Genomic DNA, 13,497 nt, shown 5'->3' on the forward strand with positions numbered 1-13,497 from the left:
GTCCTAGCGCTTCTGCCCGCATGGAAAGCACCGACACCCGCCCCGCCAAACGTCTCGAGCGCACGCCGCGCGTTTTCGTCACGCGCCATCTGATGCCCTCCGTCGAGGAGCGGATGAGCGAGCTGTTCGATGTCCGCCTCAACGCCGCGGATGTGCCGCTGACGCGCGACCAATTGGTCGCCGCGATGCAGGACTGCGATGTGCTTGTCCCCACCGTTACCGACCGGATCGACGCCGAGATGATCGCGAGCGCGGGCAAGGACCTCGGGCTAATTGCCAATTTCGGCGCGGGGACCGAGCATCTTGACCTGCAAGCCGCCGCAGATCGCCATATTCTCGTCACCAACACGCCGGGTGTCTTCACCGACGACACCGCCGATCTCACGATGGCCGGCATCATCGGCGTGCCGCGCCGTATCCGCGAAGGTGTAGAGCTTATCCGCAGCGGCAAATGGACCGGCTGGACGCCAACCGCACTGCTCGGGACCAAGCTCGCGGGCAAGGTGCTCGGCATCGTCGGCATGGGGCGGATCGGCCAGGCGGTGGCACATCGCGCGCGCGCCTTCGGGTTGGAGATCGCGTATCATAACCGCAAGCGGCTCCCCGAAGCGGTCGAGCGGATGTTCCAGGCGCGCTGGGTGGATAGCCTCGACGGGTTGATGGGCGAAGCGGATATCCTCTCGCTCCACTGCCCTTCCGGACCCAATACACATCACATGATCGACGCGCGCCGGATCGCCCTGATGAAGGACGGGGCAAGCCTGATCAACACCGCGCGTGGTGATCTGGTCGAGCAGGAGGCGCTGGTGGCAGCGCTCGACAGCGGCAAGCTCGCCGGAGCCGGGCTCGACGTCTATCCCGACGAACCCCATGTCGACGAACGCCTGATCCGCCACCCCAACGTGATGACCCTCCCCCATATCGGCAGCGCCACACGTGAAGGCCGCGAAGACAGCGGCCTCAAGGTCATCGCCAACATCCGCATGTGGGCCGACGGTCACAGGCCGCCCGACCAAGTGCTCTCGGGCCTGGACTGAGCCGTTAGAGCGCCAATTCGTAGAAGATATTGAACTGCGTTTCGGCATAGTCGCCGAACGGCGCGCAGCGCGTGAAACCGTTGCGAAGATAAAGCCGGTTGGCGGGTTCGAAAGTTTCACCCGTGCCCGTTTCCAACAGCAAACGGCGATAGCCGCGCTCCCGCGCGATGGTGACGATGTGGTCGAGCAGTACCTGCCCCACCCCCCGACGGAGCGCGCTATCGGCGGTGCGCATCGACTTGATTTCACCTTCGCTCGGCGAGAGTTCGAACAAGGCGCCAACCCCCAGCAAGGTATCGGCGTCGCGCGCCTCAAGCACAGTCGCAGCGGCGCCTTCTAGCCCGCTCAGGTCGAGCGCGAACGATGTTCCCGGCGGTGAAGCATCGTACATCCGTTGCTGGTGCAGAGTGATGAGGCTGCGAATATCATCATCGGCCAAGTCGGCGACTGAAACCTGCACCATCTCTCGCCCCTAACCTGCCTTCCCCCGCACCAAATTTCGCCGCCGGAAGGGAAACGCTCCGGCGATCAATCCCCCGTCAGGATCCGCTCGACCAGTTCCTGCACCGTCGGGGTGTAGTTGTTCGAATAGAACGGGTCCTGCTTGAAGCGGTAAGCCGCGTGGCCGGCGAAGGCGAGATTCTCGTCCGGGTCGCCGCCATGCGCGATGTCCTGCAGCGTCTTCTGGATGCAGAAGCTGCGCGGGTCGGCGAGCCGGCCGGTGGTGTGGTTGTCGTGATCCTTCCAGCTGGAAAACTGGCAGTGCGACAGGCAGCCCATGCAGGCCTGCTGGTCGGCGCGGATTTGCTCCGCGCTTTCGGGCGTGGCGAAAACCACCGTGTCGTCGGGCGTCTTGAGCGCCTCGGTGAAGCCTTCGTGCATCCACGCCTGCGCCTTGCGCTGGTCGCCGGGATGGACGAAGAAATATTTCGCCTTGCCGTGATCGGCGAGCGGGATCGTGCCCTCTTCCTCGTCGCGCTTGAAGATCGGGATCTGGCGTTCGCTGCGATGCATCAGATCGTAGAGGAACGGCGTCTTCACCGCGCTCGAATAGAAGCCGGTGGGGCTGAACTTGTGCAGCAGCACATCGCCCGGCTCGACGGTGCGCAGCATGTCCTTCCACACATTGGGGATCGGGCTTTCCTGCGTCAGCAGCGGGCGGGTGCCGAACTGGAACATGATCTTGCCCAGCTCGGGATTGCCGATCCAGTCGTTCCATTCGCGCAGGAACCACACGCCGCCGGCCATGACGATGGCGGTGTCTTCGGACACGCCTTCCTTGCGCATGGTCTCGCGCAGCGCGGCAACCCGCGGATAGGGATCTTCGGGCTTGGTCGGGTCTTCGGCATTGGACAGGCCGTTGTGGCCGCCCGCCAGCCAGGGGTCTTCATAGACCACCGCCGCCATCAGGTCGGGGACCTTGGAATAGCTGCGCTTCCACAACGCGCGGAAGGCGCGCGCCGAGCTGACGATGGGCAGGTAATGGACGTTATGCTTCGCCGCGATTTCCGCGAGCTTGTAAGGCATGCCCGCGCCGCAGGTGACGCCGGTAACGAGCCCGGGGCAGTTTTCGAGGATGCCTTCGAGGACCTGCTGCGCGCCGCCCATTTCCCACAGCACATTGATGTTGATCGCGCCCTTGCCGCCCGAAATCTCGTGCGCACGGCGGACCTGTTCGGTGCCGCCCTCGATGCCGTAGCGGACCAGTTGCTCGAAGCGCTCGACCCGCGTCGCCTGCGGGTAGATCTGCGGAATCGGCAGGCCGTCTTCGTCATAGCTGTCGGCATTGACCGCACTGACGGTACCGATGCCGCCAGCGGCGGCCCAGGCGCCCGAACTCATGTGATTGGTAGCGGAAACACCCTTGCCGCCTTCGACCAGCGGCCAGACTTCCTTGCCGCCATAGCTGATCGGCTCGAGACCCTTGAAACTCATAAATTCTACGCTTTCTCTTTCTTGGCGGGGTGCTGGGCCCCAGCGTCCATTGCGGCACGGTCGCCGCGGCAGCGCTCTATCTCTCCGGGAGCGGGCCTCGTAGCGGCTGCCTTGAACTGTGCATAGTACCCGGCCAGTTCGGGCGCGTCCTTGAACGCCACCAGTTCGTAGCCGACCGCTTCGAATTCGCAGCTCAGCAGCAGCGGGTCGATCCCGTGCTGGTCGGTCGGCCGGTCGATATCGACGACCACCACCTGCCCGCCCTCATCGAGCGCGGGCCACATGCGCCAGAGGAACTCATACGGGCTCTCGATCTCGTGGTACATATGGACCATGAAGATGCGGTCGAAACTGTTGTCGGGCAATTTCGGATTGGCAGTTTCGCCAAGCCGGATCGAAACGTTTTCGAGCCGCTGGCGCTCGATCCGCTGGCCAAGGCGGCTGAGCGCATCGCGATCGATATCCTGTGCGAGCACGCGCCCGCCCTCGCCCACGCGCTCCGCCAGGCGGACCGTGTAATAGCCATTGCCCGCGCCGATATCGGCAACGGTCATGCCGGGTTCAATTTCGGCGAGGTCCATCACCGTCTGCGCTTCGCCACGGCTGTCGCGCTGGTCTTCGGTCGAAAACTGGTTCGAGCCGATCTCGGACACCGGGCGATCGGGGGCGGGAAAACGTGCGCCCGGTTCGGCCGGCGCGTCGCAGGCACCCAGTGCAAACCCGAGCAGGGCGATGGCAGCAATCCGTGTCATGCAAGCGCCTATGCCGTTCCCTCAGGGGATGGGCAATGCCCGCATGCCGCCGATGAACACGTCGAACGCCAGATCGCCCTGGCGCCAGGGCGATTGCCGACCCGCGGTCCGCTCGTTCACTGCCACCGCGGTCTTGCGGACCAGCTCGTCGAGCGACTGGCGGCGCGGCAGCTGACGGGCGAATTCCTTGGCGAAGGGGCTGCCCTTGCCCGGCGTAGCGCCATCTTCGGCGGTATTGCCCGGTTCGGTCGAAAAGAACACCAGCGCCGACAGACCGCGCAGATTGCCCACTTGCGCCAGCCCCTTGTCGGCATAGACGATATCGTCGAGCGTGACCCGCGTCAGGCCGCGCTGCCCGCCCTCGACCTCGATCACCTGGAACGCCGCATCGTCCACCGTCTCGCTGACCGGGTTGTTGCGGCAGGCATCGACCACGAACACCACCCCGCGCGCCTGCTTGGTGAGGCGCTGCAGGATTGGATCGAGCCCGATCAGCGAATAGCCATCCGAGGCGAGGAAATAGTTTGCGCCGTCGATCTGAAAGCCATGGCCGGCGAAATACATCAGCGCGACATCGTCGCCATTGAGCGAGTTGGCAAACAGGTCGAAAGCCTCGTCCCACTCCTGTGCATCGGGTTCCTCGACCAGCGCCACTTCGGCCACCGCACTGCGTTTGAGCGCCGCCTCGATCATGCGCGCATCGACGACCGGATTGGCCAGCTGCAAACCGGCGAGTCGAGCAGAGGAGTAGTCCGAAGCGACCACCAGTGCCTTGATCTCGGCATGCAGCGCGGTTGGCGCCAGCGTCACCAGAAATCCCAGCAAGGGCAGGAGAATACGACCCATAGACATGGCCCGAAGGTATCGGATCAGAGCCGCAGCGACAATCCGAGATTGACCCCGTGGCTGACCCGCGCATCGCTGAAATCCTGCACCCCGGTCAGCGGAAAGAACAGCACCGCACGATAGCGCAGGTCGAGCGCGAGGTTCTCCGACAGGATGAACTGTGCGCCGACTGCGAAATCGGGTCCGATGCTGAATTCTCCCTCTTCGCGCCCGGTGATGCTGTCGCTGAACAGGCCCGAGGGGTCTTCGATGACAGTCAGCACATCGTAATCGGGACGATAGCTGGCCTGAAGCATGCCGTTGAAGAAAGCGACCGCATTGTCGCCGAACGGCACGAAAGCCGTGGCGCCGCCGCGCGCGCTGAAAGTCTGGATGGTCCCGTCCTGCCGCACGCCGGCGATCAGCGGCGGGACGGATGGAATGACCGGCGGCGCGGGATCGCCCTCTATCGCAGCACGCGACAGCGCGATGACCGTGGGGATGGCAACGCTTTGCACGATCCGCAGATCGCCGACGAAGGCGGTATCGAGCCGTTCGTAGCGGATACCGCCGAGCAGCGCGAAGCTCTCGCTCTGGCGGCGCTGCCAGGTCAGTTCGACATCGATGCGGTCGGTACTGCTGACCGTGTTCGCATCGTAATTGATCAGGTCGATGAACTCGGTATCGCCCAGCGTCAGCGTGCGCGACACGGTCGCCGAGAGCGCGGCGTCGCCCTTGCCGCTGCCATACATGGCGGTGAGCGTGAAGCGGTCGCGATCGTCTCCGAAATTGACCATCGCGCCGATCATCGGATAGCCGACCTGGTCGGACAGGACGCCTTCGCCCTCGCTGACCGTGGTCAGCTGTGGTTCGACGCCGAAAGCGGTGCGCAACACGGCGATATCTGCCGGGACGAGCGCATCGCCCTCGTCCAGCCGGGGGTCGATGCCCGATGTGCGCAAGTTCGAATTGTCGAAATAATAGGACACGCGCGGGCCGATGACGACATCGGCGTTGGCCGGCGTTGCAATTGCCGCGGCCAGTACCGCGAGACTGGCCAGGGCAAGCTGTTTGCGCATCCTATTCGGTATCCTCCACCTCGACCGTTTCGCCGGTCACGCGCTGGGCCAGCGCGGCGGAAATGAACGGGTCCAGCGCGCCGTCGAGCACGTCGTCAGGTGTAGGCGACTGCACGCCAGTGCGCAAATCCTTCACCATCTGGTACGGCTGGAGGACATAGGAGCGGATCTGGTGGCCCCACCCGATCTCGCTCTTCTCCTGATATTCACCCGAAGCGGCGGCTTCGCGTTCGGCCATCTCGCGTTCGAACAGCCGCGCCTTGAGCATGTTCATCGCGGTCGCGCGGTTCTTGTGCTGGCTGCGGTCATTCTGGCTCGCCACCACGATACCGGTCGGCTGGTGGGTGATCCGGACCGCGGAATCGGTGGTGTTGACGTGCTGCCCGCCCGCGCCCGAGGCGCGATAGGTGTCGATCTTGAGATCGGACGGATTGATCTCGATGTCGATATCATCGTCGATCACCGGATAGACCCAGACCGAACTGAAGCTGGTGTGGCGCCGCGCCGAGCTGTCATAAGGGCTTATACGTACCAACCGGTGGACGCCGCTCTCGGTCTTGGCGTAGCCATAGGCGTTCTCGCCCTTGATCAGCAGCGTCGCGCTCTTGATCCCGGCCTGGTCGCCAGCGGCATATTCGACTGTCTCGACCTTGAACCCGCGGCGTTCGGCCCAGCGCGCATACATGCGCAGCAGCATCTCGGCCCAGTCCTGGCTCTCGGTACCGCCGGCGCCGGCATTGATTTGAAGATAGGTATCGTAGCCATCGGCCTCACCCGAGAGCAGCGCCTGCACCTTGTCGCGATCGGCGCGCTCGGCAAGGCGGGACAGCGTGTCCAGTCCCTCGCGTTCGACCTCGGCATCGCCCTCGGCCTCGCCCATCTCGACGAATTCCACCGCGTCGCCCATCTCGCTTTCGATCTCGCGCACGGTGTTGATTGCGGTTTCGAGCCGCTTCTGGTCCTGTGTGATCGCCTGCGCCTGCTTGGGATCGCCCCACAAGGTAGGGTCCTGCACGCGCGCGTCGAGTTCCTCGAGCCGGCGCAGCGCGCGGTCCCAGTCAAGCGACTGGCGGACCAGCGCCAACGCGGCTTCGATGCGTTCGATATGGGCCTGCCCTTCGGCACGCATAGGGAATTCCTTCGGATTTGCTTGATCCCGCCCCTAATAGTCACAGGCGGATTGTAAAGTGCAGCGCCCGCCAGGCGCGCGGATCAGTAAATTCCGCCCTGATCCTCGACGAAGTCGTTGGGCTGGTCGCCGCGATCGTTTGCAGCCGCCTGCTGCGCCTCGAGGCGGCCGCGACGGATCAATTCGAGAATCTCGTTACGCTTGGCGGCGATGGCATCCGAACGCGTCGCGCGCGGCGGTTCGGTGTCGGGCTTGAAGGCTTCCCAGATGATTGCCGCGGTGGGTTCGTCCGACGGGGTGCCCTCGAACACGCGTTTGCCGCTGCGACGGTCTATCTTGACCATCCGCACACCCGGAGGAGCGACGAAGTCCTCTGCCGTCCAGCGATCCTTGGTTGCTTCGATGAAGCGCTTCATGATCGTTGCGGCAGTATTGCCGCCCTGCACCCAACCGCCGAGATTGCGCGGCTGGTCGAAGCCGACATACATGCCGGCGATGATTTCGGGCGAGCCGCCGACGAACCACGCGTTGGTCGGGCCGTTGGTGGTGCCGGTCTTGCCGAACAGCGGCAGGTCGAGACTGCGCAGGCGGACCGCGGTACCGCGGGTTACCACGCCCTGCAGCATATGGACCATCTGGAACGCGGTACGCGGGTCGAGCACCTGCTTGCCCGAGACGTCGAAGCGCGGCATTGGCTGGCCGTCCCATTCTTCCAGATTGCACCCCGAACAATCGCGGGTGTCGGTGCGGAAGATGACCTTGCCATCGCGGTCCTGCACGTAATCGATCACCGATCCGGCGTTCTGGCGGCCCCAATTGGCGAGCGCGGCGTAGCCATTGACCATCCGCGCCACGGTAGTGTCGCCCGCGCCAAGCGCGAAGGAATAATAGGGCTCGTAAGACCCGATGCCGACCCGGTCGATGGTCTGGATGACATTGTCCATCCCGGTATCGTCGGCAATGTGGACGGTCATCAGATTGCGGCTCTGCTCGAGCCCCCAGCGCAGCGTGTGGATCCCGCCCCCGCCGCCGCCGAAATTGCGGAAGCATTTCTCGCCCAGATTGGCACCTTGCCACACGCAGAAGGTCTGGTCGGGGACCTGCGTCGCCGGGGTCATCCCCTGGTCGAGCGCGGCAGCATAGACGAACGGCTTGATCGTCGAACCCGGCTGGCGCAGCGCCTGCGTGGCGCGGTTGAAACTGCCCAGACGGCTGTCGAAACCGCCCTGCATGGCGAGGATACGGCCCGTCTGCGGCGCTTCGGCGAGGAAGGCACCGGACACTTCGGGCACGCCGCGAATGGCATAGCCCGCGCCCGAACGCGCTGCTGCCACGACATCGCCGGGCTGGAGCGAGCTTGGCCCACCCGACAGCGCGAATTCCTCGCCATCGCTAAAGCCGATCCGGCCCGGCGCGGTGATCACGCCGACACGCCAGTCGCGATAGCTGATGCCGATGTTCGAGGAAGCGAGCTGCGCGGTGAGATCGCCATTATCGGGATTGAGCGTGGCGATCGGACCCGTGAACCCGCGATTGCCGTGATAGCTGATCAGCTGCGCGCGCAGCGCGTCGCGCGCTGCATCCTGGAGTTCGAGGTCGAGCGAGGTACGCACCCACAGTCCGCCCGAATAGACGCTGTTGCGCCCGTCATCGGCGGTCTCGCCGAAACGGTCGATCAGCTGCCGGCGCACTTCCTCGAGGAAATAGCCCGCATCGGCCGAACGCGACCCGCGCTGTTCGACCAGCCCCAGGTCCATCCGCTTGGCCGCCTCGCCAGCGCTCGCGGTGATGAAGTCGTTGGCGACCATCTGGTCGAGCACGAAATTACGCCGCGTAATGGCAAGGTCGTGATAGCGTTCGCGGCCATAGCGTTCGGGCGCCTTGGGCAGGATTGCGAGAAAGGCGATCTGATGCAGCTCGAGATCGCCGACATCCCTGTCGAAATAGGCGCGCGATGCCGCCTGCACGCCAAAGCTGCGCCGACCCAGCGGAATCTCGTTGAGATAAAGCTCGAGGATTTCCTGCTTGGTCAGCACGCTTTCGATGCGCGTGGCGAGGATCATTTCCTTGAGTTTGCGCGTGACCGAATATTCATCACCGAGCAGCAGGTTCTTGGCGACTTGCTGGGTAATGGTGGAGCCGCCGACCGCGCGTTCGCCCGAGCTGAGCTTGGTCGCGTAATCGATCACCGCATTGGCCGTGCCCGTGATATCGACGCCGCCATGGCTGAAGAAGGTCTTGTCCTCGGCCGAGAGGAAGGCTTCGACCAGCTGTTCGGGAAAATCCACATATTGCAGCTGCACGCGGCGTTCGCGAGCGTAGGTGTTGACGATCTCGCCATCGATCCCGCGCACCACGCTGGGCAGCGGGGTCTCGTATTCGAGCAGCGATTCGGCATCGGGCAGGTTGCGCCCGAGCGTCGCCCACGCGAGCACGATCATTACCACTGCAAAACCGGTGATATAGCTCGCGAACCGCAGCTTGCGGTTGCGCGACCAATTGTCGTCGAACCACGCGATCAGCCGCTTGGGATCGCGGCTGATGCGGTAACGGTAATATTGCAGGGCTGGCTGGTCGGGCATGGTGTCGGATGAGCCTCTAGCACGCCAATTTGGCAATTCGCCAGAAGGATTAGCGCCTCGCCGTCAGCTTTCTTGCTGGCGGGCAAAATAGATGCGGATGGCGCGCGCCATGACCTCCGCAAAACGTGCGCGGCCTTCGGTCGAGGAAAGACGCTGCGCATCGGCCTCGTTGGTAATGAACCCGCTTTCGAACAGGACCGAAGGCACATCGGGTGCGCGCAGCACCTTGAGCGCGGCTGAGCGGCGTGCCTGCGGATGGAAGCGGATCGCGCCCGCGCCCTCGCGGCGGATCAACCGCGCAAACTCGTCCGATTGCTCCTGCGTGCGCCGCTGCGATAATTCGACGAGGATCGTGTTTACCACATCGCTCCTCCCGCCGACATCGACGCCGTTGAGCCGGTCCGAGGCATTCTCGCGCTCGGCGAAGCGCGCGGCGGCCTCGCTCGAGGCCTGGTTCGACAGCGTGTAGATGCTGGCCCCGGTGACTTCGGCCGCATCGCCCGCGCTGTCCGCATGGATCGAGAGGAACAGGTCGGCATCGAGCCGCCGCGCGATCGCGACCCGCTCGGCATGAACCAGATAGCGATCGTCGTCGCGGGTCAAGGCGACGCGGACATTGCCTTCCTTCTCCAGCTCGGCGCGCAGCGCGCGGGCGAGGCCGAGAACGACGGTCTTTTCGCGGTAGCCCTGCCCCGATGCCCCCGGATCGTGTCCGCCATGGCCGGCATCGATCACCACCAGCGGCAAGCCCTCGCGGCCTGCCACATCGGGCAAGGCGCCCGGCGCATCCGCCTCGGGCAAATCGACGCGCAGCACATAGGCGCGCCCGATCTCGGGCACGGGAATGCGCTGGGCTGTCACCACCAGCGCGGCCACCACTGCGAGCGGCAGCAGGACCAGCAGGAGGATGTGCGTCCGGATCGACATGGCATGCATGGTTACGGCCTTGTTGTCAGATGACGCAATATGGTTGCCGTGTGAAACCCACGGTGCTAGCGACACCATATCGGTTTTCCGGTGCCTCCGATCGGCGCGAACGATACGCGACGAAGAGGGTCATCGAAGAAAACCGTTAACTTTCAGACCGCAGCGTTCGTATCGTTCCGGTCCAATGCAATACAGGTTGATGCCGGACATGGCCCGTTACTCCCCGACATTGGCAGCACAGGCACCCGCCTTTGCCGCTGCGTCGGGCCGGACAGCGCAAACCCTGCGCGAGGCCAGTCCCGCAGTCACGAATACCCGGCCCCTCGCACATGCAGGACACGGCCGGTTCGCAAACACCGCGACGCCCCGACAGGGCCGCGGACTTTCCAACAGAATACGCCGCGCCCCAGCAGGATCATTCCTGCCCCGGTGCGGCTGGAGACATATCAATGGCAACGCGCATGCTTATCGATGCGCGCCACTCGGAAGAAACCCGGGTGGCGGTGCTCAAAGGCAACCGGATTGAAGAATTCGATTTCGAATCTGCCGATCACAAGCAGATCAAGGGCAATATCTATCTTGCCAAGGTAACCAGGGTCGAACCGTCGCTGCAGGCGGCGTTTGTGGATTTCGGCGGTAATCGCCACGGCTTTCTCGCTTTCAGCGAAATCCATCCCGATTATTACCAGATCCCCAAGGAAGACCGTGACGAGCTGCTCGCTGCCGAGGCCGAAGCGGCCGAGGAAGAAGCCCGTCTGCGCGACGAGGAAGAAGACCGCGGCGAAATGCCCGGCGACGAATACGACGCCGATGACGAAAGCTCCGGCGCCCTCGCCGAAGACCTCGCCGAAGACGGCCTCGAAGAAGTCGACACTTCCGACAAGGATGATGTCGCGACCATCGAGGAAGGCCATCTCGACCGCGACGACGACGACGATGATGATGGCGACGACGATTCCGACGACGAGGAATCGGATGGCGACAACCGCCGCAAGGGCCGCAACCAGGGCCGTCGTGGCCGCGGTCGCCGTCAGGGCCAGGGCAAGGGCCGCGCCCGCGCCAAGGAAGTCGACGAAGCGCGCGCCAAGCGCATGGCGCTGCGTCGCCGCTACAAGATCCAGGACGTCATCCAGCGCCGCCAGGTGCTGCTCGTCCAGGTCGTCAAGGAAGAACGCGGCAACAAGGGTGCCGCGCTGACCAGCTATCTCAGCCTCGCCGGCCGTTACACGGTGCTGATGCCCAACAGCAGCCACGGTGGCGGCATTTCGCGCAAGATCTCCAGCGCAGCGGACCGCAAGCGCCTGAAGCAGGTCGTCAGCGACCTCACCCTGCCGCGCACAATGGGGTTGATCGTCCGCACCGCCGGGCTCAGCCGCACCAAGACCGAAATCAAGCGCGACTTCGATTATCTCGCCCGCCTGTGGGACGAGATCCGCGAGCGCACGCTGGATTCGAGCGCACCCGCGCTGATCCATTCGGACAGCGACCTGATCAAGCGCGCGATCCGCGACATCTACAATCGCGACATCGAGGAAGTCGTGGTCGAGGGCGAAGAAGGCTACAAGCTGGCCAAGCAGTTCATGAAGCTGCTGATGCCCAGCCATGCCCGCCGGGTGAAGCAGTATTCGGACCCCGTGCCGCTGTTCCAGCGCTATGGCGCCGAAGACCAGCTCAAGGCGATGTACGACCCCGTCGTCCAGCTCAAATCGGGTGGCTATCTGGTCATCAACCCGACCGAAGCGCTGGTGTCGATCGACATCAACTCGGGCCGCTCCACCAAGGAGCACAATATCGAGCAAACCGCGCTGCACACCAATCTCGAAGCCGCGCGCGAGATCGCCCGCCAGTTGCGCCTGCGCGACATGGCCGGTCTCGTGGTGATCGACTTCATCGACCAGGAGCACCATTCCAACACGCGCAAGGTCGAAAAGGCGATGAAGGACGCGCTCAAGACCGATCGCGCCCGCATCCAGGTGGGCCGCATCTCGAGCTTCGGCCTGATGGAGATGAGCCGCCAGCGCCTGCGCACCGGCGTGCTCGAAGCGACCACCCGCGAATGCCCGCATTGCGACGGCACCGGCCTGGTCCGCACCGCATCCAGCGCAGGCCTGTCGGCGCTGCGCCAGATCGAGGACGAAGCCGCCAAGGGCAAGGGTTCGACCATCCGCTTGGCAGCCAGCACCGAAGCCGCAGTCTATCTGCTCAACGAAAAGCGCGCCGATCTCATGGAGATCGAACAGCGTTATCATGTGACCGTCGAAGTCGTGCCCGAAGGCGAAGACGAAGGCGCGAAGATGGCGGTGTCGAGCCATGGGCCCAAGCCCAAGGACGCTCCGCGTTTCGACACCATCGTCGATGACGAGGACGATGAAGAGATCCTCGACGAGAACGACGACGACAGCGAACGCGACGACAGCAATGGCGAGGACGATGATCGTCCTCGCAAGAAGCGCCGCCGCCGCCGGGGCGGTCGCGGACGCAACAAGGGTCGCCAGCATTCCGACGATGACGATCGCGACGAGTCGGATGACGACGACAATGGCGATGACAGCGACGACGACACGGATACCGACGCCGACAGCGAAAGCGACGACGGCGATGACCGGCCGAAGAAGCGCCGCCGTCGCGGTGGTCGCCGCCGGGGTGGCCGTGGTCGTGGCCGGACCTCCGACGATGTGACCTCCGAAGATGCTGAAAAGCTCGAAGAGGTTTCGGACGCGGTGGTCGAAGACATGGCCGTAGTCGCGGGTCCCGAGGATTCGCCCGAAACCGCCGAGGCTGCCGCCGAGACGGAAGAAAAGCCCAAGCCGCGCAAGCGCGCCCCGCGCAAGAAGAAGACCGACGCCGAAGCCGAAGCCGCACCCGCTGCCGACGCACCGGTAGAGGGTGAAGCGGAGGCCGAAGCCAAGCCTGCGCCCAAGAAGCGCGCACCGCGCAAGAAAAAGGCCGAGACCGAAGCCGCTGCCGATGCACCGGCAGAGGGTGAAGCCGAAGCCAAGCCCGCGCCCAAGAAGCGCGCGCCGCGCAAGAAGAAGGTCGAGGCCGAAGCTGCACCCGCAGCGCCGGTCGAAGCCGCAGCCGAACCCGCTGCCCAGCCTGCTCCCGAGCCGGCCGCACCCAAACCGGTGACGGAAGACAGCGCGGCTTCGGCCGAGCCGGCCAAGCCCAAGCGTGGCTGGTGGCAGCGCACCTTCGGCGACGAATAACAAGCTCAGGGGGTCGGCGGGTCTT

The 13,497-nt window shown here is 64.5% G+C and carries 10 protein-coding genes; 2 read left to right on the plus strand and 8 right to left on the minus strand.

The window, feature by feature from the left end:
- The first annotated feature begins 20 nt into the window (after nucleotides 1-20).
- The gene (locus tag N6L26_RS04950; protein WP_263606939.1) at nucleotides 21-1,037 is read left to right on the plus strand and encodes a 2-hydroxyacid dehydrogenase; all 1,017 of its coding nucleotides are present in this window, start codon (nucleotides 21-23) and stop codon (nucleotides 1,035-1,037) included.
- Nucleotides 1,038-1,041: 4 nt separating this feature from the next.
- Here the strand turns inward: N6L26_RS04950 and N6L26_RS04955 are convergent, their stop codons facing one another.
- From N6L26_RS04955 to N6L26_RS04990, 8 genes are all read right to left on the minus strand, one after another.
- Complete coding sequence (locus tag N6L26_RS04955) at nucleotides 1,042-1,476, minus strand: GNAT family N-acetyltransferase (RefSeq protein WP_263606940.1); 435 nt, start codon at nucleotides 1,474-1,476, stop codon at nucleotides 1,042-1,044.
- 89 nt (nucleotides 1,477-1,565) lie between these two features.
- On the minus strand, nucleotides 1,566-2,972 hold the full coding sequence (locus N6L26_RS04960; RefSeq protein WP_263606941.1) for an NAD(P)H-dependent flavin oxidoreductase: 1,407 nt from the start codon (nucleotides 2,970-2,972) through the stop codon (nucleotides 1,566-1,568).
- Nucleotides 2,973-2,977: 5 nt separating this feature from the next.
- Entirely contained in the window at nucleotides 2,978-3,724 is a 747-nt protein-coding gene (locus N6L26_RS04965) for a class I SAM-dependent methyltransferase (protein ID WP_263606942.1), read from the minus strand.
- A 21-nt stretch (nucleotides 3,725-3,745) separates the two neighbouring features.
- Complete coding sequence (locus tag N6L26_RS04970) at nucleotides 3,746-4,570, minus strand: caspase family protein (RefSeq protein WP_263606943.1); 825 nt, start codon at nucleotides 4,568-4,570, stop codon at nucleotides 3,746-3,748.
- A 23-nt stretch (nucleotides 4,571-4,593) separates the two neighbouring features.
- Nucleotides 4,594-5,628, minus strand: a complete 1,035-nt coding sequence (locus tag N6L26_RS04975) for a hypothetical protein (RefSeq protein WP_263606944.1) — start codon at nucleotides 5,626-5,628, stop codon at nucleotides 4,594-4,596.
- Between the two features lies 1 nt (nucleotide 5,629).
- Nucleotides 5,630-6,757 (minus strand): peptide chain release factor 2, encoded by a 1,128-nt coding sequence (gene prfB, locus N6L26_RS04980; protein WP_263606945.1) that lies wholly within the window; start codon nucleotides 6,755-6,757, stop codon nucleotides 5,630-5,632.
- Nucleotides 6,758-6,840: 83 nt separating this feature from the next.
- Nucleotides 6,841-9,339, minus strand: coding sequence for a penicillin-binding protein 1A (locus tag N6L26_RS04985; RefSeq protein ID WP_263606946.1), 2,499 nt, complete (start codon nucleotides 9,337-9,339; stop codon nucleotides 6,841-6,843).
- Between the two features lie 63 nt (nucleotides 9,340-9,402).
- The gene (locus tag N6L26_RS04990) at nucleotides 9,403-10,266 is read right to left on the minus strand and encodes an N-acetylmuramoyl-L-alanine amidase family protein (RefSeq protein ID WP_263606947.1); all 864 of its coding nucleotides are present in this window, start codon (nucleotides 10,264-10,266) and stop codon (nucleotides 9,403-9,405) included.
- 449 nt (nucleotides 10,267-10,715) lie between these two features.
- Between N6L26_RS04990 and N6L26_RS04995 the strand changes: the two genes are divergently transcribed.
- The gene (locus N6L26_RS04995; RefSeq protein ID WP_263606948.1) at nucleotides 10,716-13,472 is read left to right on the plus strand and encodes an Rne/Rng family ribonuclease; all 2,757 of its coding nucleotides are present in this window, start codon (nucleotides 10,716-10,718) and stop codon (nucleotides 13,470-13,472) included.
- Nucleotides 13,473-13,497: the final 25 nt, after the last annotated feature.

The organism is Qipengyuania sp. SS22 (assembly GCF_025736935.1).
In the GTDB taxonomy this organism is placed as follows: domain Bacteria; phylum Pseudomonadota; class Alphaproteobacteria; order Sphingomonadales; family Sphingomonadaceae; genus Qipengyuania.

Bases quoted from the DNA above. Each gene is read 5' to 3' on its own strand.
- N6L26_RS04960 (WP_263606941.1), bottom strand. From the start codon at position 2,972: ATGAGTTTCAAGGGTCTCGAGCCGATCAGCTATGGCGGCAAGGAAGTC.
- N6L26_RS04990 (WP_263606947.1), bottom strand. From the start codon at position 10,266: ATGTCGATCCGGACGCACATCCTCCTGCTGGTCCTGCTGCCGCTCGCA.
- N6L26_RS04950 (WP_263606939.1), top strand. From the start codon at position 21: ATGGAAAGCACCGACACCCGCCCCGCCAAACGTCTCGAGCGCACGCCG.
- N6L26_RS04965 (WP_263606942.1), bottom strand. From the start codon at position 3,724: ATGACACGGATTGCTGCCATCGCCCTGCTCGGGTTTGCACTGGGTGCC.
- N6L26_RS04995 (WP_263606948.1), top strand. From the start codon at position 10,716: ATGGCAACGCGCATGCTTATCGATGCGCGCCACTCGGAAGAAACCCGG.
- prfB (WP_263606945.1), bottom strand. From the start codon at position 6,757: ATGCGTGCCGAAGGGCAGGCCCATATCGAACGCATCGAAGCCGCGTTG.
- N6L26_RS04985 (WP_263606946.1), bottom strand. From the start codon at position 9,339: ATGCCCGACCAGCCAGCCCTGCAATATTACCGTTACCGCATCAGCCGC.
- N6L26_RS04970 (WP_263606943.1), bottom strand. From the start codon at position 4,570: ATGGGTCGTATTCTCCTGCCCTTGCTGGGATTTCTGGTGACGCTGGCG.
- N6L26_RS04975 (WP_263606944.1), bottom strand. From the start codon at position 5,628: ATGCGCAAACAGCTTGCCCTGGCCAGTCTCGCGGTACTGGCCGCGGCA.